General features: G+C 72.2%; 27 protein-coding genes. 13 read left to right on the top strand and 14 right to left on the bottom strand.

Features of this window, described 5'->3' with window-relative positions; genetic code table 11:
* Nucleotides 1–52: 52 nt before the first annotated feature.
* From ACWD0Y_RS15890 to ACWD0Y_RS15875, 4 genes are all read right to left on the bottom strand, one after another.
* Nucleotides 53–643 (bottom strand): malonic semialdehyde reductase, encoded by a 591-nt coding sequence (locus ACWD0Y_RS15890; RefSeq protein ID WP_450260925.1) that lies wholly within the window; start codon nucleotides 641–643, stop codon nucleotides 53–55.
* Nucleotides 644–805: 162 nt separating this feature from the next.
* Complete coding sequence (locus ACWD0Y_RS15885) at nucleotides 806–1018, bottom strand: exodeoxyribonuclease VII small subunit (protein ID WP_450260924.1); 213 nt, start codon at nucleotides 1016–1018, stop codon at nucleotides 806–808.
* Nucleotides 1019–1151: 133 nt separating this feature from the next.
* Nucleotides 1152–2360, bottom strand: a complete 1209-nt coding sequence (xseA, locus tag ACWD0Y_RS15880; RefSeq protein ID WP_450260923.1) for an exodeoxyribonuclease VII large subunit — start codon at nucleotides 2358–2360, stop codon at nucleotides 1152–1154.
* A gap of 9 nt (nucleotides 2361–2369) precedes the next feature.
* The gene (locus tag ACWD0Y_RS15875; RefSeq protein WP_450260922.1) at nucleotides 2370–3755 is read right to left on the bottom strand and encodes an APC family permease; all 1386 of its coding nucleotides are present in this window, start codon (nucleotides 3753–3755) and stop codon (nucleotides 2370–2372) included.
* Nucleotides 3756–3839: 84 nt separating this feature from the next.
* On the opposite strand from ACWD0Y_RS15875, the gene ACWD0Y_RS15870 reads away from it, so the two are divergent.
* Nucleotides 3840–4832: a 4-hydroxy-3-methylbut-2-enyl diphosphate reductase gene (locus ACWD0Y_RS15870; RefSeq protein WP_093799270.1), complete on the top strand. Its 993-nt coding sequence runs from the start codon at nucleotides 3840–3842 to the stop codon at nucleotides 4830–4832.
* A 46-nt stretch (nucleotides 4833–4878) separates the two neighbouring features.
* Complete coding sequence (gene ppgK, locus ACWD0Y_RS15865; RefSeq protein WP_450260921.1) at nucleotides 4879–5619, top strand: polyphosphate--glucose phosphotransferase; 741 nt, start codon at nucleotides 4879–4881, stop codon at nucleotides 5617–5619.
* Between the two features lie 54 nt (nucleotides 5620–5673).
* Here ppgK and ACWD0Y_RS15860 read toward each other — a convergent pair whose 3' ends face one another.
* The gene (locus ACWD0Y_RS15860) at nucleotides 5674–6309 is read right to left on the bottom strand and encodes a DUF6542 domain-containing protein (RefSeq protein WP_450260920.1); all 636 of its coding nucleotides are present in this window, start codon (nucleotides 6307–6309) and stop codon (nucleotides 5674–5676) included.
* Nucleotides 6310–6493: 184 nt separating this feature from the next.
* On the opposite strand from ACWD0Y_RS15860, the gene ychF reads away from it, so the two are divergent.
* Nucleotides 6494–7582, top strand: a complete 1089-nt coding sequence (gene ychF, locus ACWD0Y_RS15855) for a redox-regulated ATPase YchF (RefSeq protein ID WP_093799267.1) — start codon at nucleotides 6494–6496, stop codon at nucleotides 7580–7582.
* Between the two features lie 134 nt (nucleotides 7583–7716).
* Here ychF and ACWD0Y_RS15850 read toward each other — a convergent pair whose 3' ends face one another.
* Both ACWD0Y_RS15850 and ACWD0Y_RS15845 read right to left on the bottom strand, forming a co-directional pair.
* Nucleotides 7717–7980: a type II toxin-antitoxin system RelE family toxin gene (locus ACWD0Y_RS15850; RefSeq protein WP_450260919.1), complete on the bottom strand. Its 264-nt coding sequence runs from the start codon at nucleotides 7978–7980 to the stop codon at nucleotides 7717–7719.
* Nucleotides 7973–8242 carry a type II toxin-antitoxin system Phd/YefM family antitoxin gene (locus ACWD0Y_RS15845; RefSeq protein WP_007266282.1) on the bottom strand — a complete coding sequence of 90 codons (270 nt, stop codon included), beginning with the start codon at nucleotides 8240–8242 and terminating at the stop codon, nucleotides 7973–7975. The genes ACWD0Y_RS15850 and ACWD0Y_RS15845 overlap by 8 nt, the downstream gene beginning before the upstream one ends.
* Before the next feature lie 540 nt (nucleotides 8243–8782).
* Between ACWD0Y_RS15845 and ACWD0Y_RS15840 the strand changes: the two genes are divergently transcribed.
* On the top strand, nucleotides 8783–9856 hold the full coding sequence (locus ACWD0Y_RS15840) for a class I SAM-dependent methyltransferase (protein WP_450260918.1): 1074 nt from the start codon (nucleotides 8783–8785) through the stop codon (nucleotides 9854–9856).
* 33 nt (nucleotides 9857–9889) lie between these two features.
* Here ACWD0Y_RS15840 and ACWD0Y_RS15835 read toward each other — a convergent pair whose 3' ends face one another.
* Together ACWD0Y_RS15835 and ACWD0Y_RS15830 are read right to left on the bottom strand one after the other, a co-directional pair.
* Nucleotides 9890–10321 carry a nuclear transport factor 2 family protein gene (locus ACWD0Y_RS15835; protein WP_093799265.1) on the bottom strand — a complete coding sequence of 144 codons (432 nt, stop codon included), beginning with the start codon at nucleotides 10319–10321 and terminating at the stop codon, nucleotides 9890–9892.
* A 117-nt stretch (nucleotides 10322–10438) separates the two neighbouring features.
* Nucleotides 10439–11689: an MFS transporter gene (locus tag ACWD0Y_RS15830; protein ID WP_450260917.1), complete on the bottom strand. Its 1251-nt coding sequence runs from the start codon at nucleotides 11687–11689 to the stop codon at nucleotides 10439–10441.
* A gap of 111 nt (nucleotides 11690–11800) precedes the next feature.
* Between ACWD0Y_RS15830 and ACWD0Y_RS15825 the strand changes: the two genes are divergently transcribed.
* Together ACWD0Y_RS15825 and ACWD0Y_RS15820 are read left to right on the top strand one after the other, a co-directional pair.
* Nucleotides 11801–12313 (top strand): MarR family winged helix-turn-helix transcriptional regulator, encoded by a 513-nt coding sequence (locus ACWD0Y_RS15825; protein WP_450260916.1) that lies wholly within the window; start codon nucleotides 11801–11803, stop codon nucleotides 12311–12313.
* A 659-nt stretch (nucleotides 12314–12972) separates the two neighbouring features.
* On the top strand, nucleotides 12973–14547 hold the full coding sequence (locus ACWD0Y_RS15820) for a S8 family serine peptidase (protein WP_450260915.1): 1575 nt from the start codon (nucleotides 12973–12975) through the stop codon (nucleotides 14545–14547).
* A 129-nt stretch (nucleotides 14548–14676) separates the two neighbouring features.
* Here the strand turns inward: ACWD0Y_RS15820 and ACWD0Y_RS15815 are convergent, their stop codons facing one another.
* Nucleotides 14677–15120 (bottom strand): MarR family winged helix-turn-helix transcriptional regulator, encoded by a 444-nt coding sequence (locus tag ACWD0Y_RS15815; RefSeq protein ID WP_450260914.1) that lies wholly within the window; start codon nucleotides 15118–15120, stop codon nucleotides 14677–14679.
* A 194-nt stretch (nucleotides 15121–15314) separates the two neighbouring features.
* On the opposite strand from ACWD0Y_RS15815, the gene ACWD0Y_RS15810 reads away from it, so the two are divergent.
* From ACWD0Y_RS15810 to ACWD0Y_RS15780, 7 genes are all read left to right on the top strand, one after another.
* Entirely contained in the window at nucleotides 15315–15872 is a 558-nt protein-coding gene (locus ACWD0Y_RS15810) for a quercetin 2,3-dioxygenase (protein ID WP_450260913.1), read from the top strand.
* Nucleotides 15869–16756 (top strand): alpha/beta hydrolase fold domain-containing protein, encoded by an 888-nt coding sequence (locus ACWD0Y_RS15805; protein WP_450260912.1) that lies wholly within the window; start codon nucleotides 15869–15871, stop codon nucleotides 16754–16756. Before ACWD0Y_RS15810 ends, ACWD0Y_RS15805 begins: the two co-directional genes overlap by 4 nt.
* A 283-nt stretch (nucleotides 16757–17039) precedes the next feature.
* Entirely contained in the window at nucleotides 17040–17792 is a 753-nt protein-coding gene (locus ACWD0Y_RS15800; protein ID WP_450260911.1) for a GntR family transcriptional regulator, read from the top strand.
* A 340-nt stretch (nucleotides 17793–18132) separates the two neighbouring features.
* A complete protein-coding gene (locus tag ACWD0Y_RS15795; protein WP_450260910.1) occupies nucleotides 18133–18312 on the top strand; it encodes an SPOR domain-containing protein in 180 nt (59 codons plus the stop codon).
* A gap of 63 nt (nucleotides 18313–18375) precedes the next feature.
* On the top strand, nucleotides 18376–18801 hold the full coding sequence (locus tag ACWD0Y_RS15790) for a (deoxy)nucleoside triphosphate pyrophosphohydrolase (protein ID WP_450260909.1): 426 nt from the start codon (nucleotides 18376–18378) through the stop codon (nucleotides 18799–18801).
* Nucleotides 18802–19043: 242 nt separating this feature from the next.
* Nucleotides 19044–19472: an ATP-binding protein gene (locus ACWD0Y_RS15785; protein WP_450260908.1), complete on the top strand. Its 429-nt coding sequence runs from the start codon at nucleotides 19044–19046 to the stop codon at nucleotides 19470–19472.
* A gap of 189 nt (nucleotides 19473–19661) precedes the next feature.
* Nucleotides 19662–22169: a SpoIIE family protein phosphatase gene (locus ACWD0Y_RS15780; RefSeq protein WP_450260927.1), complete on the top strand. Its 2508-nt coding sequence runs from the start codon at nucleotides 19662–19664 to the stop codon at nucleotides 22167–22169.
* An 88-nt stretch (nucleotides 22170–22257) separates the two neighbouring features.
* Here the strand turns inward: ACWD0Y_RS15780 and ACWD0Y_RS15775 are convergent, their stop codons facing one another.
* From ACWD0Y_RS15775 to ACWD0Y_RS15760, 4 genes are all read right to left on the bottom strand, one after another.
* Nucleotides 22258–22968 carry a PspA/IM30 family protein gene (locus ACWD0Y_RS15775; protein WP_450260907.1) on the bottom strand — a complete coding sequence of 237 codons (711 nt, stop codon included), beginning with the start codon at nucleotides 22966–22968 and terminating at the stop codon, nucleotides 22258–22260.
* Nucleotides 22969–23012: 44 nt separating this feature from the next.
* On the bottom strand, nucleotides 23013–25133 hold the full coding sequence (locus ACWD0Y_RS15770) for a TPM domain-containing protein (protein ID WP_450260926.1): 2121 nt from the start codon (nucleotides 25131–25133) through the stop codon (nucleotides 23013–23015).
* A 73-nt stretch (nucleotides 25134–25206) separates the two neighbouring features.
* Nucleotides 25207–26055, bottom strand: a complete 849-nt coding sequence (locus tag ACWD0Y_RS15765) for an arylamine N-acetyltransferase family protein (RefSeq protein WP_450260906.1) — start codon at nucleotides 26053–26055, stop codon at nucleotides 25207–25209.
* 63 nt (nucleotides 26056–26118) lie between these two features.
* Nucleotides 26119–26889 carry a succinate dehydrogenase/fumarate reductase iron-sulfur subunit gene (locus ACWD0Y_RS15760; RefSeq protein WP_450260905.1) on the bottom strand — a complete coding sequence of 257 codons (771 nt, stop codon included), beginning with the start codon at nucleotides 26887–26889 and terminating at the stop codon, nucleotides 26119–26121.
* Nucleotide 26890 lies beyond the last annotated feature (1 nt).

Below are 26890 nucleotides of genomic sequence, written 5' to 3'. Positions count from 1 at the left end.
ACCCCTGGGTTGCGGCGGCTTCGTCATGTCCCGTCGTCCGGACGGGCCGGCGTCAGACGGTGGTGACGACCTCGTCGTAGGCCAGGCGCGGGGAGCGCGGGAACCACGCGTCGTCACCGGGCTTGCCGATGTTGACGATCATCAGCGGGGTGTGGTCGCCGTCCAGGAACTCCTTCTGGACGCCGGCGAAGTCGAAGCCGGTCATCGGGCCCGCGGCCAGGCCGGCGGCGCGGACGCCCACGATGAAGTACGCGGCCTGGAGGGCGGCGTTGAGGCCGGCGGCCGCCTCGCGGGCCGGGCGCTCCGAGAAGAACACGTCCTTGGCCTGCGGGAAGTGCGGGAACAGGGCCGGAAGGTCCTCGTGGAACTCGTTGTCGGCGGCCAGGATCGCGACCAGCGGGGCGGAGGCGGTCTTCGGCTGGTTGCCCTCGGCCATGAGCGGGACGAGGCGCTCGCGGGCCTCGGGGGAGCGGACCAGGACGACGCGCAGCGGCGACTGGTTGAACGCGGTCGGGCCGAACTTGACCAGGTCGTAGATGGCCTGGACCTGCTCCTCGGTCACCGGCTCGTCGGTGAAGGTGTTCGCGGTGCGGGCCTCGCGGAAGAGGAGGTCCTGGGCGGCGGCGTCAAGAACGAGAGACATGCGGCTTGCCTTCCGGGCGTACGAGGGGGGTGGGGCGAAGGGGTCGGGCAGTGACTTCACCGTAGGTCAAATTAGGTTAACTTTCAACTAAAGCGGTGTCGTCGTGACCGGCCTCACAGCGCGCGCCCGGCCCCCCGCCCGGCCTCTTTCCCCGCCCGTCCTTCAGCTCTCGTCCGCGAGCGCGGCGTCCAGACGGGCCCTGGCCCCGTCCAGCCAGCGCCGGCAGACCTTCGCCAGCTCCTCGCCGCGCTCCCAGAGCGCGAGTGACTCCTCCAGCGTCGTACCGCCCGCTTCCAGGCGCCGTACGACCTCGATCAGCTCGTCCCGGGCCTGCTCGTACCCGAGCGTCGTCGCGGATTCATCCGTTTTGGCCATGCGTTCCACCCTATGTGTGCGTACGAACAAGACTGTTTCTGCACCGCGCCCCACCCCTTCCCGAAGACCTCTCCCGACGGCACCGGTCACCGGCCGCGCGCTTCACCCCGGTGCGGCAGGCTCCGCGGCGCGCTCACTCCACGACCCGCACGGCGAACTCGCCCTCCGAGACCCGGGCCCGCAGCTCGTCGCCCGGCGCGATCTCCCCCGGAGAGCGGACCACCGCACCGTCGCCCCGCTGGAGCACCGCGTAACCGCGCTCCAGGGTGGCCGCCGGGGACAGCGCGACCACCCTGGCCCTGGTGTGCGACAGCTCCGAGTCCGCCCGGTCCAGCAGGTGCCCCAGCGTGCGCCGGCTGCGCGCCACCAGCGCGTCGACCTCCGCCTCGCGGTCCTCCACCATCCGGTGCGGCCGTTCCATCGAGGGCCGGGCCAGCGCGTGCGCGAGCCCGCGCTCCTCGCGGTCCAGCAGGCCCTGCACGGTCCGCAGCGCCCGGTCGCGCAGGAGCTGGACGCGGTCCAGCTCCTCACCGACGTCCGGCACGACCTTCTTCGCCGCGTCCGTCGGCGTCGACGCCCTCAGGTCCGCCACCAGGTCGAGCAGCGGCGAGTCCGGCTCGTGCCCGATCGCCGACACCACCGGCGTACGGCACCCGGACACCGTCCGGACGAGCTGCTCGTCCGAGAACGGCAGCAGGTCCTCGACGCTGCCCCCGCCGCGCGCCACGATGATGACGTCGACCTCCGCCAGCTCGTCCAGCTCCTTGACGGCCTGGACGACCTGCGCCACCGCGCTCACCCCCTGCACCGCCACGTTGCGCACCTCGAAGCGGACGGCGGGCCAGCGCCGGCGGGCGTTCTCCAGGACGTCGCGCTCCGCCGCCGACGCCCGGCCCGTCACCAGACCGACGCACTGCGGCAGGAACGGCAGGGGCCGCTTGCGGTCCGGCGCGAAGAGCCCCTCGGCCGCCAGCGACTTCTTCAGCAGCTCCAGCCGGGCGAGCAGCTCACCGATCCCCACCGGCTTGATCTCCGCCGCCCGCAGCGACAGCTGCCCGCGCGGCGCGTACCACTCGGGCTTCGCGCGCACCACGACCCGCGCGCCCTCCGTGATCACGTCCGCGACCGGGTCGAAGACCTGCCGGAAGCAGGTCACGCCCACCGAGATGTCCTGCGAGGGGTCGCGCAGGGTCAGGAAGACGACCCCGGCGCCGGGCCTGCGCGACAGCTGCGTGATCTGCCCCTCGACCCACACCGCCCCCAACCGGTCGATCCACCCGCCGATGAGGCGCGAGACCTCACCGACCGGCAGCGGGGCGTCAGCGGACGTATTCAGAGCCATGTACGAAGGCTAGCCGCCGGCACCGACACCGGGCCCGGTCCGGCGCCCCCGTTGCGCGACCACCACGACCAGCCCCACGGCCAGCCACACCGCGCCCACCACCTGCGCCGTGCGCGACGCCTCCACGATCACCGCGACCGCCACCGCCGCACCCAGCGCCGGCATCAGCACGTGCCGCCACCACACCGGCGGCCCCGCCATCCGCCGTACGGCGAACCAGCTCACCACCGACACGTGCAGCAGCACGAACGCCGTCAGCGCCCCGATGTCGACCACCGACACCAGATGGTCGAGACCGTCGTCGCGCCGGGCCGCCCACACCGCCGCCACCAGCGTCACCACGGCCGCGACCCCCAGCGCGAGCCGCGGCACGCCCGAGGCGGGATCGACCTTCGCCAAGGCGCCCGGCAGCCGCCGCTCCCGTGCCATCGCGAACAGCAGCCGTCCGGCCGCCGCCTGCCCCGCCAGCGCCGCGAACGCCGCTCCGACCGCCTTGCTCACCGCCACCAGGTCGCCCAGCCAGGTCCCGACCGAGGCGTCCACCGCGTCGTAGAAGGCGGTCCCCTGCTTCCCCGGTTCCGCGGCGAGCTCCGCCGCCGGGCCCGGCTGGAGCAGCGCCGCCAGATACGTCTGCGCCACGAACAGCACGCCCGCCAGCGCCAGGCAGAACAGCACCGCCCGCGCCACCTTCGCCGAGCCGCCCGTCACCTCCTCCGCGAACGACGCGATCGCGTCGAACCCGAGGTACGACAGCACCGCCACCGACACCGCGCCCAGCACCGCGGCGAGCGAGAAGCCCCCCAGGGAACCGTCGCCGGACAGCGGCGAGAGCCAGCCGCGCCGCGCCCCGTCCTGTACGAGCACCACGACCGCGGCCACCACGAACACCAGCAGCACCACGATCTCCATGGCCAGCACCGCGAAGCCCACGCGCGCGGCCGCCCGTACGCCCCACATGTTCAGCCCCGTGGTCACCACCACCGCGATCGCCGTCCACACCCACTGCGAGACGGACGGCACGAGCGCGTGCATCGCGATCCCGGAGAAGAGGTACGCGACCGCCGGGATCAGCACGTAATCCAGCATCGCCATCCACCCGGCGATGAACCCGGGCCCCTCGCCGAGCGCCTTGCGGGCGTACGCGAAGACCGAGCCCGCCTGGGGGACCACCCGCACCATCTGGGCGTAACTGAACGCGGTGAACGCCATCGCGACCGTCGCGACGACGTAGACGAGGGCCACCGCGCCGTGCGACTTGGCGTCGAGCGTCCCGAACACGCCGACCGGGGCCATGGGAGCGATGAAGAGCAGCCCGTAGACGACCAGGTCCCGGAATCCCAGACTGCGCCGGAGCCCGGCCGCCTCTTCCCGCGTCCCGTCTCCCGTCCCGGTCATCACGCCTCCGTACGCAGAACCACGCGGTCAGGCGTCCAGTCTTGACCACCGTCCCGATCTCCGGGCCCCGGGCACGCCCGTACGATGGGAAACATGACGACTGCACCCGCCGCCCGCCGTGTCCTTCTCGCCGCCCCCCGTGGCTACTGCGCGGGCGTGGACCGTGCCGTGATCGCCGTGGAGAAGGCCCTGGAGCAGTACGGGGCGCCGATCTACGTCCGCCACGAGATCGTCCACAACAAGTACGTCGTCCAGACCCTGGAGAAGAAGGGCGCGATCTTCGTCGACGTGACCGCCGAGGTCCCCGAGGGCTCGATCGTCATGTTCTCCGCCCACGGCGTCGCGCCGACCGTCCACCAGGAGGCCGCCGAGCGGAAGCTCGCGACGATCGACGCGACCTGCCCGCTGGTCACCAAGGTCCACAAGGAAGCCGTCCGCTTCGCCAAGGAGGACTACGACATCCTCCTGATCGGCCACGAGGGCCACGAGGAGGTCATCGGCACCTCCGGCGAGGCCCCCGACCACATCACCCTGGTCGACGGCCCCGAGGACGTCGCGAACGTCTCCGTGCGCGACGAGTCGAAGGTCGTCTGGCTCTCCCAGACCACGCTCTCGGTCGACGAGACCATGGAGACGGTCGACGCCCTGAAGCAGAAGTTCCCGAACCTCCTCTCCCCTCCCAGCGACGACATCTGCTACGCCACGCAGAACCGCCAGATCGCGGTGAAGAAGCTGGCCGAGGACGCCCAGCTCGTCATCGTCGTGGGCTCCAAGAACTCCTCGAACTCGATCCGCATGGTCGAGGTCGCCCTCGACGCCGGCGCCCCCGCCGCGCACCTGGTGGACTTCGCCGACGAGATCGACGAGGCGTGGCTGGAAGGCGTCACCACGGTCGGCCTGACCTCCGGCGCCTCGGTCCCCGACGTCCTGGTCGACGGCGTACTGGAGTGGCTGGCCGAGCGCGGCTACGGCGACGTGGAGACCGTGAAGACCGCCGACGAGTCGATCACCTTCTCGCTGCCCAAGGAGCTCCGCCGCGACCTGCGCGCCGAAGCGGCCCGCCTCTCCGGCAAGTGACGCCTCCGGCACGTGACGGTCGGCTCCACCCCGTAACGTTGAGTCCATGAACGTGTTCGGAGTGGACATCGGCGGATCCGGCATCAAGGGCGCTCCCGTGAACCTGGAGCGCGGAGACCTGGCGGAGCCGCGGCACAAGGTACTGACCCCGCACCCGGCCACGCCCGAGCGCGTGGTCGAGTGCGTCCAGGAGGTCGTCGGCCATTTCGGCTGGAGCGGCAGGGTCGGCGTCACCTTCCCCGGCGTGGTCACGGACGGGGTCACCCGTACCGCCGCGAACGTCGACAAGGGCTGGATCGACGCCGACGCGCGGGCCATGCTCGGTGACCGCCTGGGCCTGCCCGTCACCGTCCTCAACGACGCCGACGCGGCCGGCGTCGCCGAGATGACGTTCGGCGCGGGCGCCGGCCGCAAGGGCACGGTCTTCCTGCTGACGTTCGGTACGGGCATCGGCAGCGCGCTCTTCCGCGACGGCGTCCTGGTGCCCAACACCGAGCTGGGCCATCTCGAGCTGGACGGCCACGACGCGGAGAAGCGCGCCTCCACGAAGGCCAAGGAGGACGAGGACCTGTCCTGGGAGCAGTGGGCGCACCGGGTGCGGAAGTACCTGGCGCACGTCGAGATGCTGTTCTCGCCGGAGCTCTTCATCATCGGCGGCGGGGTCAGCCGCAAGGCCGAGAAGTTCCTCCACCTGATCGAGGGCATCCGCGCCGAGATCGTCCCCGCGCAGCTCCAGAACAACGCGGGGATCGTGGGCGCGGCCATGGCGGCCCGCGCCGGCGCGTAGCGGCTCCTGCTCCGCCGCTCCCTCCCGCCGTTTCCGTTCCGCCGCCCCCTCCCGCTACTTCGCGGGCTTCCGGGCCGCGCGCCGGGTGGCGGCCTTGGGGGCGGCGGCCTTGGCGGTGACACGCGCGGCGGACTGGGCGGCGGCTTGGGCGGCCGCCCGCGCGGTGGTCCGCCGCCGCGTCATCAGCCGCACCTTGCGCACGGTCGCGATCAGCCCGGCCACGAGCGTGCCGCCGTACAGCCAGCCCGCGTGTACGGCGAGCGCCGTGACCACGGCCATGACACGGCCGCCGAACCCGCTCGACCCCCCGGCGATCGGCACCAGACCGACGGCGAAGGCGATCGGTACGACGATCGGCGCGGTGACCAGGTCGGCGGGGCGCACCCACAGTGCGACGAGGGCGCTGAGGGGCAGGAAGAGCAGTCCGTACACGAGCGACGAACCGTCGAACAGCAGCCGGTCCAGTCCGCCGGCCACCAGCATCACGGCCGCGGCGAACAGCCCGCTGCCGAGCCCGGTCAGCCGCGGGCTGGGCAGCCGCCGCAGTGCCAGCAGGACGGGCGGCACGGTCCGTGCCGGTCTCACCGCCACCCGGCGGGCGCCGGCGGCCTCGGCGGGCCCGCCCGGCGGGAGCAGGGGGGACTGCGACCGCTGCTGGGGACGAGGGGGACGTGCCCTGTGTTGCTCCACCTGTACAACGTAGGACGCGGGGAGGGACGAATCAGGCGCAGGACACGCCCTTTGGGTGACCTTGGCCTTGCGTTCGAAGTCACGCGGTCACTCACCCTTCCGGTCGTGGGTCCGGCGGGGCACGCCCGTAAACTGGGGGATCGGTCCACTCCCGGGCCAGTCCTCACTCCAGGAAGTCGCCAACGTGTCGCTCACGATCGGAATCGTCGGCCTGCCGAATGTCGGCAAGTCGACCCTGTTCAACGCCCTGACCAAGAACGACGTGCTGGCGGCCAACTACCCGTTCGCCACCATCGAGCCCAACGTCGGTGTCGTCGGCGTCCCCGACCCCCGCCTGGCGAAGCTCGCCGAGATCTTCAACTCCCAGAAGATCCTCCCCGCAACGGTCGACTTCGTCGACATCGCCGGCATCGTCCGCGGCGCCTCGGAGGGCGAGGGCCTGGGCAACAAGTTCCTGGCGAACATCCGCGAGTCCGACGCGATCTGCCAGGTCATCCGTGCCTTCAAGGACGAGAACGTCGTACACGTCGACGGCAAGGTCTCGCCCAAGGACGACATCGAGACGATCAACACCGAGCTGATCCTCGCGGACCTCCAGTCCGTCGAGAAGGCGGTGCCGCGCCTGACGAAGGAGTCCCGCCTCCAGAAGGAGAAGGTCGCGGTCCTGGCCGCGGTCGAGGAAGCCCAGAAGATCCTCGAAGCGGGCACCACCCTCTTCGCCGCCGGCATCACCGCCGGCACGGAGAAGGGACAGCTCCTCCACGAGCTCCACCTCCTCACCACCAAGCCGTTCCTCTACGTCTTCAACGTCGACGAGGACGAGCTGGTCGACGAGGACTTCAAGAACGAGCAGCGCGCGCTCGTCGCCCCCGCCGAGGCGATCTTCCTCAACGCGAAGATCGAGTCCGAGCTGATCGAGCTCGACGACGAGGAGGCCCTGGAGCTCCTCCAGTCCATGGGCCAGGAGGAGCCGGGCCTCGCCACCCTCGGCCGCGTCGGATTCGACACCCTGGGCCTCCAGACCTACCTGACGGCAGGCCCCAAGGAGACCCGCGCCTGGACGATCAAGAAGGGCGCGACGGCCCCCGAGGCGGCCGGTGTGATCCACACCGACTTCCAGAAGGGCTTCATCAAGGCCGAGGTCATCTCCTTCGCCGACCTGGTCGAGACCGGCTCGGTCGCCGAGGCCCGCGCGAAGGGCAAGGCCCGCATGGAGGGCAAGGACTACGTCATGCAGGACGGCGACGTGGTGGAGTTCCGCTTCAACGTGTAGTCCTGCACGTGCTCTACGTCAGGCGTTGAGTCGACCGCGCACGTCAGAAGGGGTCGGACTCTGTCGAGTCCGGCCCCTTCGTCGTCACCGTGCTGGATGGGTGCTGGATGTTCTGACGTGAGGTCGGCGGCAAATCAGGTCTCGTAAACGGTGGAGCGGTGTCCCACGTGAACGACCCAGACCACCAGCTCTCCGTTGTCGATCGTGTAGACGACGCGATAGTCGCCCACTCGTAGGCGGCGGCGCTCGGGCTGGGAGACGAGTGCGGTGGTGCTGAAGCCGAGTGGGTCGCTTTCCAGTTCGGTCAGCTTGGCCAGGATGCGCAGTGCCATGTCGCGGGGGATCTTCCGAAGCTCGGCTTGCACCTCGGGGCGGAAGGCGGTCCGGTACTCACTCACTGCGCGCCAGCGTCTCCCTCATGATGTCTTCGATCGGGATGCCGGGTGCCGGGTTGGCCATGCGCTCGTCGATGATCCGGTTGATCTCGCGCTCTTCCCACTCCTGGTACTTGCGCAGCACCTCGATGGAAACGACGGCGGCGACTTCCTTGCCTCGGCGTGTGATGACCGTGGGAACGTCGTCGCGATCGGCCCGCTCCACGACCTCGGCCAGGTGTGCCCGGACATCGCGGATGGACTCTATGGGCAGTGGCTGCGTCATGCGCCCAAAAGTACCCAGTGGCGCATGTGTACGCAACGGCTGCCGGGTGCGTGAGCCTGCTGGATGAGCCGCCCGTGTGGGACCTGTGCTGGACGCGATCCCGGTGAGTCGTGTTTCCGCAGCCGGGATCCCTGCAGTCAGCGTTCCGCTTCAACGCCTGAGCAACTCGCTGCCTGCTGCTGGGTGATTCGCCGAAAGCGCAGACCGGAAGGGGCCGGACTCTGGGGAGTCCGGCCCCTTCCGCGTTCCCGTGTCCACTTTCGGTTGCCTCGGGGCGGAGCGGGCTTCGAAGGATGCCTGCGGGTGCGTAGGTAGTACGGGTCGGCTCGTCCGGCCGTAGGCGGGGACGGCGGGTGGCGGACGACGGGCCAGGGCCTTCGGGCCAGTGGCGGGATCCTCCGGTCAGGGGGTGGGGGAAGGCCGTCCGACCTGCGAAGGAGCGGGGCGGGCGGCCTTCTTCGCCGTCGGGGCGCCGATGGAGGCCCGGCGTAATATCGGGAAAAACGGTCAGAATTCTCCGGCCCCCGGAGGGAGACTGTGATGTCCGAGCAGACGCTGGACCCGGTGCGGCAGGAGCGGTTCGCGGAGCGGATGGGGCAGGTGCTCAACGATTCCTGCCTGGGGTATCTGTGCAGTCTCGGCCACCGGACGGGACTCTTCGACGTCATGTCCGGCCTGCCGCCGTCGACCAGCGCGCAGATCGCCGGGGCCGCCCGCCTCGACGAGCGGTACGTGCGGGAGTGGCTCGGCGGCATGACGGTGGGCGGCTTCGTCGAGTACGACCCGGCCGGCGGTACGTACCGGCTGCCGCCCGAGCACGCCGCCTCGCTCGTCCGGGCCGCCGGCCCCGGCAACCTCGCCTCCTTCATGCAGGACCTGGCGCTGCTGGGCTCTGTCGAGGACAAGGTGCTCGACGCGTTCCGCCGGGGCGGCGGCGTCCCGTACTCGGCGTATCCGCGATTTCAGGAGCTCCAGGCCGAGGAGACGGCGCGGGTGTACGACGCCGTGCTGGTCGACGCGATCGTCCCGCTGGCGCCCGGGCTCACCGAGCGGCTGAACGAGGGCATCGACGCGCTGGACATCGGCACCGGGCAGGGCCACGCGGTGAATCTGCTGGCCCGGGCCTTCCCCGCCAGCCGGTTCCTCGGCGTGGACATCTCCGACACCGGCATCGCGGCGGCGCGGGAGGAGGCGGAGCGGTCCGGGCTGGACAACGCCAGGTTCGTCGTGTCCGACACCGCCGAACTGTCCGGGACGTACGACCTGATCACGGCCTTCGACGTGATCCACGACCTGGCACGGCCGGAGCGCGCCCTGTCGGCCGTCGCGGGTGCGCTGCGGGACGACGGGGTGTTCCTGATGGGCGACATCGCCGCCTCCAGCAAGCTGGAGGAGAACATCGGCCACCCGCTCGGCCCCACCCTCTACGCCTTCTCGGTCTTCTACTGCATGACCGTCTCGCTCGGGGAGGGCGGCGCCGGTCTCGGCACGGTGTGGGGCACGCAGCGGGCGTTGCGGATGCTCGGGGAGGCGGGGTTCGACGACGTCGAGGTGCGTGAGGTGGAGGGCGACGTCCTCAACGTGTACTACGTGGCCCGCAAGCACCGCCGGTGACCGGCGCCGCCGCTTCCGCCGCCGCCTCCCGGATCAGACCGGTGCGTTCGGCAGGAGGCCGAGCTGGCCGAGGAAGTCCAGCTGGTCGAAGTACAGCCGGTAGCTGACGATCCTGCCGTCCTCGACCGTCGCGATGTCGCAGCCCCGCACCCTCACCTCCTTGTTCGTCGGTTCCAGGCTCTCGCCGGACGGCAGCACCAGCGGGCCGGTGTTCCTGCCGGTGAAGTAGCCCTCGTCGATCGCCGTGTTGCCGGATTCGTGCGTGTACGCCGTCTCGTACGTGCTGTCCGGGATCGCGTCCGTCATCTGACGCCAGTACTCACCGATGTTCTCCCGGCCCCGGATCTCTCCGTCCGGCGTGACGGCGACCGCGTCCTCCGCGAAACACTCCATGACGGCCTTGAGGTCCGTTCCCGTGGTGAGCGCCTCGGTGAGCCGGTCCATGACCTCGCGCGCCTGCCCCATGATCCACCTCCGGTGTGCGTGGTGGCATGTCCGTCCCATTTTCCCACAGGGCGGTACGGATGCGGCATCTGTGCCGGTGGCGTCGCCGGTCGGGTCGGGGTGATCGGGTCGGGGTGATCAGGCCAGGGTGATCAGGGCGGCGATCGCCGGGCCGAACGCGCCGCCGAGCTGGTAGCAGAGGTTGAACAGTCCGATCACCGTGGGGCGTTGGGAGTCGGGGGCGGCCTGGGTCGCGTACACCGCGAGGGTGGCGTTTCCCGCCGTGGTCGTGAGGACCGCGACCGCGGCCACGGGGAGGAGCAGCGGTGCCCAGGGGGTCGCCGCGGCCGTCACCGGCGCCAGCGCGCCCAGGACGACCAGGACCGTGAGGACCCTGCGCCTGCCCAGCCGGGCGGAGAGCGCGGCGAGGACCAGGGAGAGGAGGGAGCCGGCGAGGAGGGCGACCAGCTGGCCCGTGCCGATGGTGGCGGTGGACCAGTGCGTACGGGCGCTGAGGAGCTGGGGCACCGCGAAGAGCAGCGTGAAGTACGACGTCGACAGGGCGCAGGCCAGCAGCGCGGCCGACAGGAACGCCGGGGTGCGCAGGAGCGCGGCCGGGACGAAGCCCTCGGGGCGGGAGCGGACGTGGGCCGCCAGGAGCGCGGCCGCCGCGAGCGCCGCGCAGGCCGCCGGCGTCGGGTGGTGCGGGACGAGGACCAGCGCGGTCGCCAGCGCCACCAGGAGCGAGGCGCCGCGGGCGTCGAAGGCGGTGACGGGGGCCGGGTGCGTACGGGGGGCCGCGCGGATCACGGCCGGGAGGGCGAGCAGGGCCAGCACGGAGACCGTGAGCGATACGCGCCAGGAGAAGGCGTCCGCGATCAGCGCGCCGAGCAGCGGGCCGGCCGCGCCGAGGACGCCGAAGCCCGCGGTGATCACTCCCATCCGGCGGACCGACCCCGCCAGGCTCATGGCCGAGGTGACCAGCCCGGCGCCGCCCACGGCCTGGGCCGCCCGGCCCGGCAGGGCCAGCGCCATCCAGGGCGCGAGGGCCACCAGCAGGGTCCCGGCCAGGACCAGGACCGTACTCACGCGCAGGGTGGTGCGCAGGCCGCGGCGGCGCAGCAGGCTCGCCATCAGCGGGGTGCCGACCGCCATGGCCCACGCGAACACCGTGACGAGCCAGGTGGCGGTCGCGGTCCGGACCCCGAAGGAGCCGGCCATCTCCGGGAGGATCAGGACCGGGCTGTTGGCGCCGGCGGCGACGGGCGTGGCGAGCAGCGCGAGCCAGAGGGCGGGGACCCGGCGGCTTCCGGCAGGGCCGGGCGGGGCTGAGGTGGCGGCTGGGGTGGAGGCCGGGGCGGTGGCCGGGGTGAGAGCGGGCTCGGGCACGAGAGCTCCTGTTGTTCAGGCTTGATAATCTCAACGTTGAGATAAAACAGCCCCACCCTCTCAACGTCAAGTCTCTTAACGTTGAGATTACTTACGTTGAAGGGAATCAGGATGAGCGACGCGGTGGACGCGATCATCGGCCAATGGGTCGCGGAGCGCCCGGACCTGGAGGAAGACCTCTGGCCCGTGCACGTCCTCGGCCGGCTTCAGCGTCTCGGGCGCGTGCTGGACAAGGAGTTCAGGACGTTCGCGGCCCAACGCGGCCTCGAACTCGGCGAGGCCGACGTCCTCACCACCCTCCAGCGCTCCGGTCCGCCGTACGCCCTGCCGGCCGGCGCGCTCCTCAAGGCCGCCATGGTGACCTCCGGCGCGATCACCAACCGCATCGACCGCATGGAGGCCAAGGGGCTGGTCGAGCGCGTGCGTGAAGAGAGCGGCGGCGACCGGCGCACAGTGCGGATCCGGCTCACCGACCACGGCCACGAGGTCACCCGCGCGTACATGGCCGCCCACCTCGCCAACGAGGCCCGCATGCTGAGCGCGCTGGGCCGCGAGGAGAGCGACCGCCTCGGCGACTCCCTGCGCAAGCTGCTGGAGTCCTTCGGCGACACGTCGATCGGCTGACGGGCGCGGATGCGGAGGCGGGTGCGGACGCGTGCGGGGTGCTGGGCCTGCTGCCGATCCCGACGGGCGCCGGTGGTCGCGCCCGTGAGCGGGAGGGGCGGGGGGCTCGGCCCCGGCGTGCGCAGCGCCGTGGGGGAGATGGCGCGGCCCGGATCCGGTCCTCGGTGACGGTCGGGGACGTGCGGGCCAACTCCCGTACGGCGAGCGGGACCTGACGGGTGCGCGGAGGATGCGGGGCGGTGATGCCCTCGGCGAGAGCGAGAGCGAGAGCGAGGGTGAGAGCGGGAGCGAGAGCGGGAGCGGGAGCGGCAACCGTCGGCGGGGCGGCGGTAGGCCATCGGCGCCGCTGGATTCGGTGGAGTTGCCGGGGTGGCCGGAGTGGTTGGAGTGCCCGGGGTGGCCGGAGTCGTCACGCGGGAAGCGTAAGGAAGTCCTCCGCGCGGTGATCGTTCATGTCGGCTGTGTGGCAGGCGTATTGCGGGTCCGAATTGACTCTTGTGGGATTCCTATGGATGCGCCAATCTTTCGCCTGGCGGCAAGACGCGGGAAACGACGCGGACCCCGAAGCGTCAATTTGTCATGCCCCTGTCCTGTCGTCGTACCGCCGCACTGCCGCACCACCCCCCACCAGCGCACCGCCAATGAGGAGGACCCCTCACATGTCCGTGATGCGTAGTTCCCGGCGAAGAATTGCCGCAGCCAGTGCCACCGCCGTCGTAGCCCTCGCGCTCGGCGCGGCCTCCGCCCTCCCCGCCACCGCGGCCACCGCCGTCGAGGGCCGGATCCAGAACGCCGGAGCCCCCGGAACCATCGCGGGCAGTTACATCGTGACCCTCGACGAGGCGGCGGCGGACGCCGGTTCGGCGGAGGGCAAGGCGCTGGCCAAGGAGTACGGCGCCAAGATCAAGAAGACGTACACCGCGGCCCTCAACGGGTACGCCGTCGAGCTGTCCGAGGCGCAGGCGAAGAAGTTCGCCGCCGACCCGGCCGTCGACTCCGTCGTGCAGAACCGCACCTTCACCGTCAGTGCGACCCAGCCCAGCCCGCCGTCCTGGGGCCTGGACCGCATCGACCAGAAGGCACTGCCGCTGAACCAGAGCTACACCTACCCGGACACCGCCGGCGAGGGCGTCACGGCGTACGTCATCGACACCGGCGTGCGCATCACCCACAGCGACTTCGGCGGCCGAGCCTCCTACGGCTACGACGCCATCGACAACGACAACACCGCGCAGGACGGCCACGGCCACGGCACGCACGTCGCCGGCACGGTCGCGGGCGGCGCGTACGGCGTCGCAAAGAAGGCCAAGGTCGTCGGCGTCCGCGTCCTCAACAACCAGGGATCGGGCACCACCGCGCAGGTCGTCGCGGGCATCGACTGGGTGACGAAGAACGCCGTCAAGCCGGCCGTCGCGAACATGAGCCTCGGCGGCGGCGCCGACGCCGCCCTCGACACGGCCGTACGCAACTCCATAGCCGCCGGCATCACTTACGCCGTCGCCGCGGGCAACGAGTCCACCGACGCCTCCACCAAGTCGCCCGCCCGGGTGGCCGAGGCGATCACGGTCGGTGCCACCACCAGCACCGACGCCAGGGCGAGCTACTCCAACTACGGCAGCGTCCTCGACATCTTCGCGCCGGGCTCGTCCATCACCTCGTCCTGGAGCACCGGCGACACGGCGACGAACACCATCTCCGGTACGTCGATGGCCTCCCCGCACGTCGCGGGCGCGGCCGCGCTCTACCTGGCGGCCAACCAGACGGCCACCCCGTCCCAGGTCTCCGCCGCGCTGACCTCGGCCGCCACGACGGGCGTCGTGACCAGCCCCGGAACCGGCTCGCCGAACCGCCTGCTGTACGTCGGCGCGGGCGGCACCACCCCGCCGCCCGGCAAGCGGTTCGAGAACCTCACCGACTACACGATCCGCGACAACGCCACCGTGGAGTCGCCGGTCACCGTCAGCGGCGTCACCGGCAACGCGCCCGCGGCGCTGAGCGTGCCGGTCGACATCAAGCACACGTACATCGGTGACCTCAAGGTCGACCTGATCGCCCCCGACGGCACCGCCTACACCCTCAAGGGCTACGGCACGGGCGGCAGCAGCGACAACCTGATCACCACGTACACGGTCAACGCCTCTTCGGAGGTGGCCAACGGCACGTGGAAGCTGCGGGTCAGCGACAACGCGGCGAACGACATCGGGAAGATCGACTCCTGGGCGCTCCAGTTCTGACGCGTCCCGGCACGCTCTGACGCGCTCTGACGCGCTGAACGGATGAAGGGGGGCGGTCGCTTCGGCGGCCGCCCCCTGTCGCGTGTCCGCGTACCGCTTCCCCCGGGCCGCCGCGCACCCCGGTGACCGTCAGGCCGGGTCCAGGGGAGACGGCCGGCCCCACGGTGCCTCCAGTGCCGCCCGCAGGGCGTCGACCGTGTCACGGCCGATCCGGGCGGCCAGTTCCTCCTCCAGCCTTGCGAGGATGACGCCGGCCCGGTGGTGCGCGCGTTCGCCCTCCGGGGTGCGCCGGATCAGCCGCTGCCGGGCGGAGGCGGGGTCGGGGACCTGTTCCAGCAGCCCGTCGGCGACCAGGCCGTGCACGGCCTGGTGCGCGGTCTGCCGGGTGACGCCCATCCGCCGGGCGAGCTCGGAGACCGTGGTGCCCTCCTCGTCCAGTACGGCGAAGAGCCGGACCTGGGTCGGGGACACCGGCACCGCGCCGGCCTCCTCCAGGGTCGCCAGCAGCGCGTCCTCGAACCAGCGCCGGGCGTCGCCGAGCAACTGGGGAAGGTCGCGGCCGGTGGCGTTCATCTGTTCCTCACGTGTTCCTCGCGGCGGGCGGCGGGCGGCGGGCGGCGGGCGACGGGCAGCGGGTGGCCGGGCGGACGGGCGGACGGGGCGGCGGGCTGACGGGGACGAGTTTATTGCCGGTGGCTTGCCCGTCGGCCGACATCTATGTCAGGCTACCTGACATTCTTTGTGCGAAGCCGACCCTGGGAGAACCCATGACGATCGAGTACGCCACCCGCCACCGGCGTGCCTCGCGCATCCCCGCCGAACCGGGGAAGCCCTATTTCATCGAGAAGGGCGAGGGGGACCGCGCCCACCTGTTCGGCGACCTGATCACCATCTACGCGGGCGGCGAGCAGACCGAGAACACCTTCAACTTCTTCACCGTCGAAGGCCCCAAGGGCGACCTCATCCCGGCCCACCTGCACACCGACACCCACGAGGTCTTCTACATCACCCAGGGCGCGGTCCGGCTGTTCGTCGAGGACACCGAGGGCAACCAGCAGGAAAAGCTCCTCACCCCCGGCGACTTCGGCTTCGTGCCGAAGAACTGCCGGCACGCCTACCGCATGGAGCGCCACCACAGCCAGGTCGTCGGCGTCGCCGCCGGTCCCGGAGGCACCTTCGAGCGGTTCTTCGAGAACCTCGGCGCGCCCGCCGAGGAGCTGGGCCTGCCGAGGGAGCCCGTCGTACCCGAACCCCACAAGTTCGGCACCGTCCCCCAGGAGTACGACGTGCGCTTCCTGCCCGACCACCAGTGGCGGACGCGGTGAAGCCCGGCCGTCCCCCGCTGCGGGAGCTGATCGCCGCGCCTCACCCGGACGTCGCTCCCCTGCCGCCCTTCGTCGCGTACGAGTCCGGCGTACGCGTGCTGCGCGGCGTCCCCTGCGGCGCCTTCGAGGGCAGCCGCCCGCTGGAACTCGACCTGTGGCTGCCCCGGGCCGCCCCGGCGGGCCCCGCCCCGCTGGTGCTGTTCGTGCACGGCGGTGCCTGGCGCCGCGGGCGGCGCGACGACATGGGTCTGCGTACGCGCGACTGGGCCCCGGGGCCCTTCGCCCGCATCGCGGCGGCGGGAGCCGCGGTCGCCTGCGCCGACTACCGGCTCAGCGGCGAAGCCGCCTTCCCCGCCCCGCTGGACGACCTCCGCACCGCGCTGCGCTGGCTCACGCTGCGATCGCCGGAGCTCGGCATCGACACCGGGCGGACGGTGGTGTGGGGAGAGTCCGCCGGCGGACACCTCGCCTCCCACCTCGCCCTCACCCACACCGACCCGCCCCTGGCCGGCGCCGTCGTCTGGTACGGCCCGAGCGACCTGACCACTCCCCGGGACGGCTACGACCCCGCGAATCCGGCCACCCCGGAGGCCCTGCTGATCGGGGCCGCCCCGGCCGCCGCCCCCGACCGCGCCCGCGCCGCGAGCCCCGTCGCGCACGTCCGCTCCGACGCGCCGCCCTTCCTGCTCGTCCACGGCGAGGAGGACACCATGGTGGCGTGCGCGAACAGCGAAGCCCTGGCCGCCGGTCTCGAGGACGCCGGCGCGCCGGTCGAGTTGCGTACGGTGCCGGACGCCGACCACGGCTGGTACGGACTGCCCGACGAGGAGGTGGAGGACATCTTCGCCCACTCGCTGCGCTTCGCCCTGCGCCTGATCACCTGAACCGCGCTCGCCCCGCGCCCACGCCCTGACCGCGTTGGACCCCACCGTTCTCGCGCGCGTCGCCTGCGGCATTCCTGACGGTGAGTCGCCGGACCGGGGTGCGGGGGCCGGAAACGGAATCGAGGCAAGCCGGTTCCGGGGTGAGGGGCCTGACATCCATACCCACGGTAAGGCCCTGCGTAAAAGCAAATCATCACTTCGGGTGAAACCTTGGCCTGTGCTTGCGGTCAACAACCTACGGTTGCCACGCTGTTGCTGTCTGCCAACCTGATGGGAGTGGCCAGTGACATTCGGTGAGCAGCCGGCCTATCTGCGCGTCGCGGGCGATCTACGGCAGAAGATCGCCGACGGTTCCCTGCCACCCCACACCCGGCTCCCCTCCCAGGCCCGCATCCGCGCGGAGTACGGCGTCTCCGACACCGTCGCCCTGGAGGCCCGCAAGGTCCTGATGGCGGAGGGCCTGGTCGAAGGCCGCTCCGGTTCCGGTACGTACGTGCGCGAGCAGCCCGTCCCGCGCCGCATCTCCCGCGCCGGCTACCGGGGGGCGACGCCTTCGACCCCGTTCCGGCAGGAGCAGTCGGAGGCCGGTGCGCGCGGCACCTGGGAGTCCGGCAGCGAGCAGGAGGAGGCGACCGCGTCCATCGCCAAGCGGCTCGGCATCCAGGAGGGCGACCGCGTGATGCGCACGCGGTACGTCTTCAGGGACGCCGGCGAGGCGATGATGCTCTCCACTTCCTGGGAGCCCCTCGCCGTCACGGGGCGCACGCCCGTGATGCTGCCCGAGGAGGGTCCGCTGGCCGGATGCGGCGTCGTCGAGCGGATGGCCGCCATCGACATCGTCGTGGACAACGTGGTGGAGGAGGTCGGCACCCGGCCCGGCCTCGCGGAGGAGCTGCTCAGGCTCGGCGGCGTACCGGGCCATGCGGTGCTGGTCATCGAGCGGACGTACTACGCGTCGGGGATGGCGGTCGAGACGGCCGACGTGGTGGTCCCGGCCGACCGCTACCGGATCGCGTACCACCTGCCCGTGAAGTGACCGGCGCGAAGCGGTCGGCCGCCGGAGTCCGGACCCCGCGCCCGCCGTGATCCCGCTGCGCCGCTCGCCCGAGCCGGAGTGCGGTGGCATGTGCCGCACGGGGGAGGCGCCGGATCCCGTGCCGGTGCCGGCGCTGCCACCGCCGCCGCGCGAGGGCTGGGCGGCCACGGGAAGGGGGGCGCACTCCATCGAGTGCGCCCCCCTTCCCGTGGCTTGATGCGTACCTCTTTGTGTAAAAGCGTATCCGCTGAGTAAAGGTCAGGCGTAGGGTCGGGCATATGCGGATTGCGGTTTCCTGGGGATCCTTAGAGACGGGCACGCCGGCGGACGGAGGCGCACGATGAGCGACAGCGGCGCTGTTCTCCCGTGGCTGGTCATACGGCAGGACGACAACGGCAACCGGTACCGCGTCGGCCGGTACGCGACCAGGGCCGAGGCGCAGAAGATCGTCGACAGCTTCGACGACCGCGGCCACAAGCAGCTGTACTGGGTCGAGCGGATCGGCCAGAGCGTCCAGTAGCCGGCCGTACGGGCCGCGCGGCCGCGTCCCGCCGCCTTCCCCGTACGCCATAGGCTTCCGGGCATGACGGGCGTGACTGATCGTGTCGTGGTGGGCGCAGCGGTGTTCCACGAGGGGCGGCTGCTGGCCGCGCGCCGCAGCGCCCCGCCCGAGCTGGCCGGCGGCTGGGAGCTGCCCGGCGGCAAGGTCGAGCCCGGTGAGAGTCCGGAGCAGGCGCTCGTGCGCGAGCTGCGCGAAGAGCTGGGGGTCGAGGCGGACGTGAGGGAACGCATCCCCGGCGAGTGGCCCCTGAAGCCCGGTTATGTCCTTCAGGTGTGGACCGTCCGGCTGCTGTCCGGCACCCCTCGCCCGCTCCAGGACCACGACGCCCTGCGCTGGCTCCTTCCGCACGAGGCGGACGCCGTGGACTGGCTCGTCCAGGACCGCCCCGCCGTCACCGAGGCGGTACGCCGCCTGAGCGCTCCGCCGGGGACCGCCGCGCAGACGTGACGCCGCGCCCCCGCCGTACGGACGGCTCTCGCGCCGGTCCGCGCCGGTCCGTGCAGACCCCTGCGGACCCCTGCGGACCCCTGCCCGGCCCGGCCCCCGGCGCGGGGCTGGCGGCGGGGACCTGTACGCCGTTCGTGCCACTGTGCGTCCGGGACCGCGATAGCCCGACTCTCATATCGGGTATGTGCTGGCTAACCCCCCGAAAAGGGACGCGGGTCTGCTGCAGGTCTGGGATCTGGGATGTGATCGGCGTGATCGACACCGACGGCGTCTGCGCCGAGTGGTCGTTCCCTGCTGAACCCGGTGCCGTCCGCACCGCCCGCCACGCCGTCCGGGACACGCTGCGCGCCTGGGACCTGCCGGAGAGCGTCGGCGATGTGACGGTACTGCTGGTCAGTGAGCTGGTGACCAATTCCTTGCGGTACGCGTCCGGGCCGATCGGGGTCCGCCTCCTGCGCCCCGCCGCCGACGGCCACCCGCCGGGCACCCGGCCCGTACTGGTGGTCGAGGTCTCGGACCCGCTTCCGGATCCGCCCCTGGAGCGGGCCGCGGCCCCCGATGACGAGGGAGGACGCGGTCTGCAACTGGTGGCCTGTTCTGCCTGGCGGTGGGGCACCCGCCGCGGCAGAACGGGCAAGACGGTGTGGTTCGAGCTGGCTCTCCCTGGTTAGAAGAGTGAAGGGACAACGATCACCTCGGGGGAATCTTTCCTGGCCGAAAAGGAACGAGACCGTGCTGTGATCGTGAACGCCGTGCAGGTTGGGACCGTAGTGCTGAATACTGCGGGAAGGACCGGTCCGGTGCGCTGAGCTGGAGGGGACGGTCGCGTGAACGAGATACCAGCGGCAGCTGGCGATGTGATGTGGCAGAACAGCCCGCCCGGCTCGATCTACGACTACATCGGCGTCGCCTCCTTCTCGGTGGGCCCCGACGGGCTGGTCGAGCAGTGGAGCAGGCGGGCCGAAGAGCTGTTCGGCCTGACCGCCGACGAGGTCGTGGGCAAGGACCCGGTCGAGACCTTCATGCCCCCCGAGCTGCGGGGACGCGGGCAGCACCGGCTCGCCGGGATCCTCGACGGCAAGGAATGGACGGGCCTCGTCCCGTTCCGGGCGCCCGGCCGCGAGGGCGCGCAGGGCGTCGCGGAGATCTACGTGATGCCCAGCGCGGCGACCGACGGCGAACGGGCCGCGCTCTGCGTCGTCGTCGACATCCGTGCCGTGCGCCGGATCGAGACCGATCTCGCTGCTTCGCAGGCCATTTTCGGTCAATCTCCTTTCGGATTCCTGCTTTTCGGTACGGACCTCACCGTGCAGCGCGCCAACCAGCGCTTCGCCACCGTCTTCGGCGGCAGCGCGACCGACCACCGCGGCCGCACCGTCCACGACTACCTCTCCCGCGCCGAGGCCGACCGGATGACTGCGGCCCTGGAGCGGGTCCTGGAGACCGGCGAGGCCGTCACCGACCTGCAGATCGTCGGCACCGTCCCCGGCGGGACGGAGCGCAGGCACTGGTCGGTCAACCTCTACCGGGTGCACAGCGGATCCGGCCGCACCATCGGAGTCGCCGGGCTCGCCACCGACGTGACCCGGCGCCACGTCGCCGCCCGCGAGGCCGCCGACGCCCGCCGCAACCTCGCCCTGCTGAACGAGGCCGGCGCCCGCATCGGGAACTCCCTCGACCTGGAGACCACCGCCCGCGAACTCCTCGACGTCGCCGTCCCCGGCTTCTGCGACCTCGCGTCCGTCGACCTCTACCAGGGGCTCCTGGCCGGTGACGAGACCCCGCCGGGCCGGTCCGACGGCAGCGCCGAACTGCGCCGCGTCGCCTTCGCCAGCGCGGTCTCGGGCGGCCCGCCCGCCGCCCCCGCACGCCTCGCCGGCGGTGACGAACCGGCGCCGGCCGAAGTCGGCGACGTCCACCGCTATCCGTTCCACTCGCCCTGCGCGAGCGCCCTGCGCACCGCCCGCGCCCGGGTCGTGCCCGGCGGGGAAGGCAGCCTCGTCCACACCACGCTCGCCGTGCCGATGGTCGCCCACGACACCGTCGTCGGCCTCGCCCAGTTCTCCCGTGCGAAGGGGAGCGAGCCCTTCGGCGAGCGCGACCTCGCGCTCGCCACCGAGCTCGCCGCGCGTGCCGCCGTCTGCATGGACAACGCCCGCCTCTACCGGCGCGAGCACGAGCGGGCCCTGATCCTCCAGCGCAGCCTGCTGCCCCCCGGCGACCCCGAGGCCGCCGGACTCGACATCGCCTGCCGCTACCTGCCCGGCAACACGGCGACCGAGGTGGGCGGCGACTGGTTCGACGTCATCGAACTGCCCGGCCACCGCACGGCCCTGGTCGTCGGCGACGTGATGGGACGCGGCCTGCGCGCCGCCGTCGCCATGGGCGAACTGCGCACGGCGGTACGGACCCTGGCGCTCCTCGACCTGGAGCCGGCCGAAGTCCTCTACGCCCTCGACGAGATCGCGCGCGGCCTCGGCTCGCCCAGCGGCGCGCAGCACGCGTCGCGCGCCGCCCACAAGGCACGCGAGGCCGACCTCTCCGAGGTCTACCTCGCGACCTGCGTGTACGCCGTCTACGACCCGGTCACCCGCCGCTGTACGTTCGCCAACGCCGGCCACCTGCCGCCCGTCCTCGTCGAACCGGGCGAGGAGGCGCTGCTGCTCGACGTACCGCCGGGCATGCCGCTCGGCGTCGGCGGCGAGCCCTTCGAGGAGGTCGAGGTCGAGGTGGCCGAGGGTGCGCTGCTCGCCCTCTACACGGACGGGCTCGTCGAGTCGAGGGACCATCCGCTCGACGAGGGGCTGCGCGAGTTCCGCAGGGCGCTCGCCGATCCCGTACGTCCCCTGGAGGAGGTCTGCGACCACGTGCTGAGCACCCTCGACACCCGGCACGGCGAGGACGACATCGCCCTGCTGATGGCCCGCATCCAGGGGCTGCCCGCCGGTTCCGTCGGCGACTGGCGGCTGTCGCGCGGGCCGCGCTCGGTGGGCCGGGCGCGGGAGCTGGCGCGGGCGCAGCTGGTGTCCTGGGGCCTCGAAGACCTGGTGGACACCACGGAGCTGCTGGTCAGCGAGCTGGTCACCAACGCTCTGCGGTACGGCGAGGGCGAGATCAGGGTCCGGCTGCTCCTCGACCGTACGCTCGTGTGCGAGGTGTGGGACGCGGGCCTCGTCCAGCCGCGGCGGCGCCGGGCCCGCGACACCGACGAGGGCGGGCGCGGGCTCCAGCTGGTGGACCTGCTCAGCGCCGCGTGGGGCTCGCGGCGCACACCGCGCGGGAAGACGGTCTGGTTCGAACTCGCCCTGCCGACGGGGGAGGAGGAGAAGGGCGAGCTCAGTGTCGACGAGCTGCTGAGCCTCTTCTGACTCCGGCTCCGGCTCCGGCTCCGGCTCTGACTCCGGCTGTGGCTGTGGCGCCGAAGCCGGTACGGGAGTCGGTACGGGCCGGTGCCGGTCACCGGGCTTTCATGGCGGCCAGCCTGGCCTCGATCTCGGCGTCGTCGCCCAGGCTGTCCAACTGCTCGAACTGGGCGTCCAGGGACGACGCGGCCAGCTCCTGCCTGCCCAGCGCCTTCGCCTCCTCGCGGCGCACCTTGTCCTCGAAGCGGCTCAGCTCGCTCGTCGGGTCCAGGACGTCGATGTTCTTCACGGCGTCCGTCATCCGGTTCTGCGCCTGCGCGGACGTGGCGCGGGCCACCAGTTCGTCGCGCCTGGAGGTGAGCTCGGTCAGCTTGGTCTTCATCCGCACCAGACCGGCCTTGAGCTTGTCGACCACCTCCGTCTGCGTGGCGATGACCGGCTCGGCGGCCTTCGCCTCCTTCTCGGACTGGAGCTGCCGCTGGAGCGCCACCTTGGCGAGGTGGTCGAAGGCGTCCGCCTGCGCGGCCGGCCCGGTGCCGCGCATCTCGTCCGCCTTCCTGCTGGCGGCGAGCGCCTTGACGCCCCACTCCCGGGCCGCCTCGACGTCCTCCTCGTGGTCCAGCTCCAGGAGCCGCAGATTGCCGATGGTGGCCGCGACGGCCTCCTCGGCCTCCCTGATGTTGTCGGTGTAGTCGCGGATCAGCTGGTCCAGCATCTTCTGCGGGTCCTCGGCCTGGTCGAGGAGGGCGTGGATGTTGGCCCTCGCGAGCTGGGTCACGCGCCCGAGGACCGTCTGCTTCGTCATGCGCATCTCCTTGAGTCTTGAGTGGTGTACGAGCGGTGTACGGGTCAGAACCGGCCGCCGCCGCCCCTGCGGCCCCGCGTGCCTCCGCCGCCGAAGCTGCCGGGACCGCCGCCGAGGCCCCCGCCCCCGCCGAAGCCCCTGCCGCCGAAGCCGCCGCCCCCGCCGAAGCCGCCCGCGCCCCGGCCGCCGCCGAGGAGGCCGCCGAGGAGGATGCCGCCGAGCACGGCCCCGTCCAGGCCGCCCCCGGCCGCGCCGCCCGCGCCCGCGAAGCCGCCGCCGAACCGGTCGTCGTACCCGCGTACGTCCTGTTCGGCCAGGCTCTGCGCCTGCCGGGCCAGGGCGTCCGCCCGCTGGGCCTCGGCGAGCGCGCCGGGCGCGTCGGACGGTGCGGCGGCCGCGGACCGTTCGAGATGGCGCCGCGCCTCCGCGAGCCGGGTGCGGGCCTGGCTGCCGACCGCGCCCCGGTGCGTGGTGATGTAGTCGGCGGCCGCCCCGACCGTGGCACGGGCGGCGAGCGCGGCCTGGCCCAGCAGGGCGCGCGCCCGCTGGGCCGCCGTCTCGCGCTCGCGCGCCCCCGCCAGGGCCTCGTCGAGCGCCGAGTCGGCCTCCTCGACGCGGCGCAGGGCGTCGATCGGGTCGTACCGCCCCGACCGCTCCTCCTGCCGTACGCCGGTGACCACCGCCTCCGCACGGGCGATGCGCCCCTGGAGGTCGGCGGTCGGGACTCCGCCGCCACCGCCTTCCGCCGCGGACCTGAGACCCTCCAGGAGGCCGCGGGCGTCGGCCAGGTCGGTCTCGGTCTCGGTCAGCGCGCCGGGCAGCCTGCCCGCGGCCTCGGCGAGTTCGCGCGCCCGGCGGTCGACGGCGTCGATGAGCGTGGCCGCCTGGCCGACGGCGCCCTCGGCGGCCCGTACGAACACGGCAGCCCTGCCCGTGTCGCCCGCGTCCACCGCCTGCCGGGCCTCGGAGAGGCTGCCGGTCGCGAAGGCGAGCCGGTCCTTGGCCTGCTCGGCGTGGCCGGCGACCGGCGCGGACGCGGAGTCGGCGTACCGCCCGCGCATCGCGGTCAGCACCGCCTCCGCCGTGCCCGTGCGCCCGGCGAGACCGCGGAACGCCGCCTCGGCGTCGGCCAGCGCCCTAGGGGCGTTCTTCTCCAGGGCACGCAGCTGGTCGAACGACTCGGCCTCGGCGTCGAGCCGGCGGTTGGCCTCGGCGCAGCGGGCGACGATCTCCTCGAGCATGCGGCGGCGGGTGGCGTCGTCCTCCGGCCAGGCGTCGTCGAGCTGCTGGCGCAGCCGGAAGGCGGCGGCCAGCTCGCTCCTGGCGTGCGCGAGCGCCTCGCCGAAGGGGCGGGCCGCCTCCTCGCCGAACTGGGCGGTCGCGAAGCCCAGTTCCTCCTCGCTGGTGTGGATCGCGTCGTCCGCCCCGACGAGCTCCCGCCTGGCCCTGGAGTCGAGTTCGGGCAGCGGGACCTCCCGCTCCCGGGCCTCCCGGGCCCCCTGGGCGGGCGTGGACCGGGTGCTCGTGCGCCTCCTGCGCCGGGTGTACGTGTACGCCGCCAGCGCACCGGCCGCGCCGACCACGACCACGGGGAGCACCAGGTCCCCGGCGCCGCTCACGCCGTCACCCGCACCGCCGCCGGGGTCGGCTTCGCCCGGGGTGAGCGTGGGGACCGGGACGGGCTGCCCGGCGAGCACCGCGGCGTAGCCGTTCGCGGCGCCGATCGCCGCGCCCGCCCAGTCGTTCCCCCGCAGGGCGGGTTCGATCGCGGTCCTGGCGACGTCGTCGAGCTGGGCGCCGGTGAGGCGCGAGCCCTGGTCGACGGAGTAGGCGTACTGCCGGTCGTGGGTGGCGACCGCGAGCAGCACGTCGTCGCTGCCGAGACCGTTCTGTCCGGCGGTGGCGTCGGCCCAGCTCTGCCCGGGCCTCCCGGAGAAGTCACGGACGTACACGACGAAGAGCTGGACGCGGCGGGTGTCGTAAAGGCGGTCCAGCGCGGCCTCGACGTCGTTCGTACGGTGGCCGAGCGCGCCCACCCTGTCGGTGACCTGGCCGTCGCGGGAGAGGCGGACGGGGTCTTCGGCGGACGCGGGGGCCGCGGGCACTGCGAGACACCACGCCGCGAGCAGTGTGCCGAGGAGGATCCGGGCGGCGGCGGTTCGCATCACGTCTGTGAGGTTATGTCCGTGTTGCGCGGCTCGCGAGCGGAGGGCGGGGCCCCGAGCCGCGCCGCCGCGGTCAGACCAGCTTCGTCAGGAGCAGGTCCGCGTCGTCCGGGGTGAGCTCGATGCCGAACACGTCCGCCAGGACCTTCGGTACCTCCTCCGGCTCCAGCTCCCGCACCTCCGGCGGTCCGGCGACGCCCGGCCTGACGGTGGTCAGCGTGCGGTTGTCCAGGATGTGCAGCCGGTCGGGGTGCACCCGCTGGACGAAGGGGCGGTAGCTGAAGGGGGAGTGCGGGCTCGTCGCGATGAAGTGGTTCGCCATCCGGAAGTCGACCGGGTACTGCGGGTCGAGGGTGAAGGTGTGCCGCGCCATCCACCCGTCACCGGTGTCGTCGCTCCCGCCCTCACGGGCCGGCTGGTAGAGCGTCCACCCGTCCGCGCCCGGCGTGACCTCCCCGCGCCGCAGCCGGTACGCCCACACGCCGTCCGTGGTTTCGGTGCCGTCCGTCAGCTCGATCGGCTCCAGCGGGCTCGCCCCGAAGCCGATGTCGCTCAGCAGGCGCCGGCCCTCGGTCTCCACGATGAGCATGGCGTGCGTGGTGGGCAGCATCGTGGGCGCGCCCATCCGGATCCGGCCCAGGACCGCGAAGAACGTGAAACCGAGCCGCTCCAGGGCCGCGGCGTACAGCGAGACGTGCTCGAAACAGTAGCCGCCGCGCGGGTTGCCGATCATCTTGCTTTGGAGCGTGGCCGGGTCGAGCGGGACGTCCCCCCGCAGAACCGCGTCCAGGTTCTCCCAGCGCACGGTCAGCACATGCGCGCGGTGCAGCTCGCGCAGGGTCTCCAGGGTGGGGGAGCGGTCCCCCTCGTACCCCAGATGGGCCAGGTAGGCGTCCAGATCGAGTGCGTCACCGTTCCACATGCGTACGTTCCCCGTCGTCTCGTCGGCTCGTTGCGACAGGTGCAGCGTGGGGACGTACCGCCGCTATTCCGGGCGCCGGAAGATCTTGTTGCCCAGCCGGACCAGCGGATCGTACTTGCGGTCGGCGGCCCGCTCCTTCAGGGGGATCAGGGCGTTGTCCGTGATCTGGATGTTCTCGGGGCAGACCTCCGTGCAGCACTTTGTGATGTTGCAGTAGCCGAGCCCGTGCTCGTCCTGCGCGGTCTTCTTGCGGTCGACGCCGGCCCCGGCCGCCGCGTCCAGCGGGTGCATGTCCAGCTCGGCGATCCGCATCAGGAACCTCGGACCGGCGAAGGACTCCTTGTTCTCCTCGTGGTCGCGCACCACATGGCAGGTGTTCTGGCACAGGAAGCACTCGATGCACTTGCGGAACTCCTGCGGGCGCTCCACGTCGATCTGCTGCATCCGGTAGTCGCCCGCCGCGACCCCCGGAGGCGGTACGAAGGCGGGCACCTCCCGTGCCTTCGCGTAGTTGAAGGACACATCCGTCACCAGGTCGCGTACGACGGGGAAGGCCCGCAGCGGTGTGACGGTGACCGTCTCCTCGCGCGAGAAGACCGACATGCGCGTCATGCACATCAGCCGCGGCCGCCCGTTGATCTCCGCGCTGCACGAACCGCACTTGCCCGCCTTGCAGTTCCAGCGCACCGCCAGGTCCGGCACCCGGGTGGCCTGGAGGCGGTGGATGATGTCGAGGACGACCTCGCCCTCGTTCACCTCGACCTCGAAGTCCTCCAGCCGCCCGCCGTCCGCGTCACCGCGCCACACCTCGAAGGCCGCTGTGTAGCCGCTCATG

The sequence above is a fragment of the Streptomyces altiplanensis genome (assembly GCF_053591575.1).
Note: the sequence above shows the minus strand (reverse complement) of the source record. Positions and strands in the feature narration are given on the sequence as shown.

Excerpts from the sequence above, each read along its gene's own strand:
- ACWD0Y_RS15790 (WP_450260909.1), top strand. The coding sequence starts at position 18,376 with ATGACGGGCGTGACTGATCGTGTCGTGGTGGGCGCAGCGGTGTTCCAC.
- ACWD0Y_RS15765 (WP_450260906.1), bottom strand. The coding sequence starts at position 26,055 with ATGTGGAACGGTGACGCACTCGATCTGGACGCCTACCTGGCCCATCTG.
- ACWD0Y_RS15870 (WP_093799270.1), top strand. The coding sequence starts at position 3,840 with ATGGGAAACATGACGACTGCACCCGCCGCCCGCCGTGTCCTTCTCGCC.
- ACWD0Y_RS15875 (WP_450260922.1), bottom strand. The coding sequence starts at position 3,755 with ATGACCGGGACGGGAGACGGGACGCGGGAAGAGGCGGCCGGGCTCCGG.
- ACWD0Y_RS15760 (WP_450260905.1), bottom strand. The coding sequence starts at position 26,889 with ATGAGCGGCTACACAGCGGCCTTCGAGGTGTGGCGCGGTGACGCGGAC.
- ACWD0Y_RS15780 (WP_450260927.1), top strand. The coding sequence starts at position 19,662 with ATGTGGCAGAACAGCCCGCCCGGCTCGATCTACGACTACATCGGCGTC.
- ACWD0Y_RS15770 (WP_450260926.1), bottom strand. The coding sequence starts at position 25,133 with ATGCGAACCGCCGCCGCCCGGATCCTCCTCGGCACACTGCTCGCGGCG.
- ACWD0Y_RS15840 (WP_450260918.1), top strand. The coding sequence starts at position 8,783 with ATGTCCGAGCAGACGCTGGACCCGGTGCGGCAGGAGCGGTTCGCGGAG.
- ACWD0Y_RS15825 (WP_450260916.1), top strand. The coding sequence starts at position 11,801 with ATGAGCGACGCGGTGGACGCGATCATCGGCCAATGGGTCGCGGAGCGC.
- ppgK (WP_450260921.1), top strand. The coding sequence starts at position 4,879 with ATGAACGTGTTCGGAGTGGACATCGGCGGATCCGGCATCAAGGGCGCT.
- ACWD0Y_RS15810 (WP_450260913.1), top strand. The coding sequence starts at position 15,315 with ATGACGATCGAGTACGCCACCCGCCACCGGCGTGCCTCGCGCATCCCC.
- ACWD0Y_RS15845 (WP_007266282.1), bottom strand. The coding sequence starts at position 8,242 with ATGACGCAGCCACTGCCCATAGAGTCCATCCGCGATGTCCGGGCACAC.
- ACWD0Y_RS15820 (WP_450260915.1), top strand. The coding sequence starts at position 12,973 with ATGTCCGTGATGCGTAGTTCCCGGCGAAGAATTGCCGCAGCCAGTGCC.
- ACWD0Y_RS15890 (WP_450260925.1), bottom strand. The coding sequence starts at position 643 with ATGTCTCTCGTTCTTGACGCCGCCGCCCAGGACCTCCTCTTCCGCGAG.
- ACWD0Y_RS15795 (WP_450260910.1), top strand. The coding sequence starts at position 18,133 with ATGAGCGACAGCGGCGCTGTTCTCCCGTGGCTGGTCATACGGCAGGAC.
- ACWD0Y_RS15775 (WP_450260907.1), bottom strand. The coding sequence starts at position 22,968 with ATGACGAAGCAGACGGTCCTCGGGCGCGTGACCCAGCTCGCGAGGGCC.
- ACWD0Y_RS15835 (WP_093799265.1), bottom strand. The coding sequence starts at position 10,321 with ATGGGGCAGGCGCGCGAGGTCATGGACCGGCTCACCGAGGCGCTCACC.
- ACWD0Y_RS15885 (WP_450260924.1), bottom strand. The coding sequence starts at position 1,018 with ATGGCCAAAACGGATGAATCCGCGACGACGCTCGGGTACGAGCAGGCC.
- xseA (WP_450260923.1), bottom strand. The coding sequence starts at position 2,360 with ATGGCTCTGAATACGTCCGCTGACGCCCCGCTGCCGGTCGGTGAGGTC.
- ACWD0Y_RS15815 (WP_450260914.1), bottom strand. The coding sequence starts at position 15,120 with ATGAACGCCACCGGCCGCGACCTTCCCCAGTTGCTCGGCGACGCCCGG.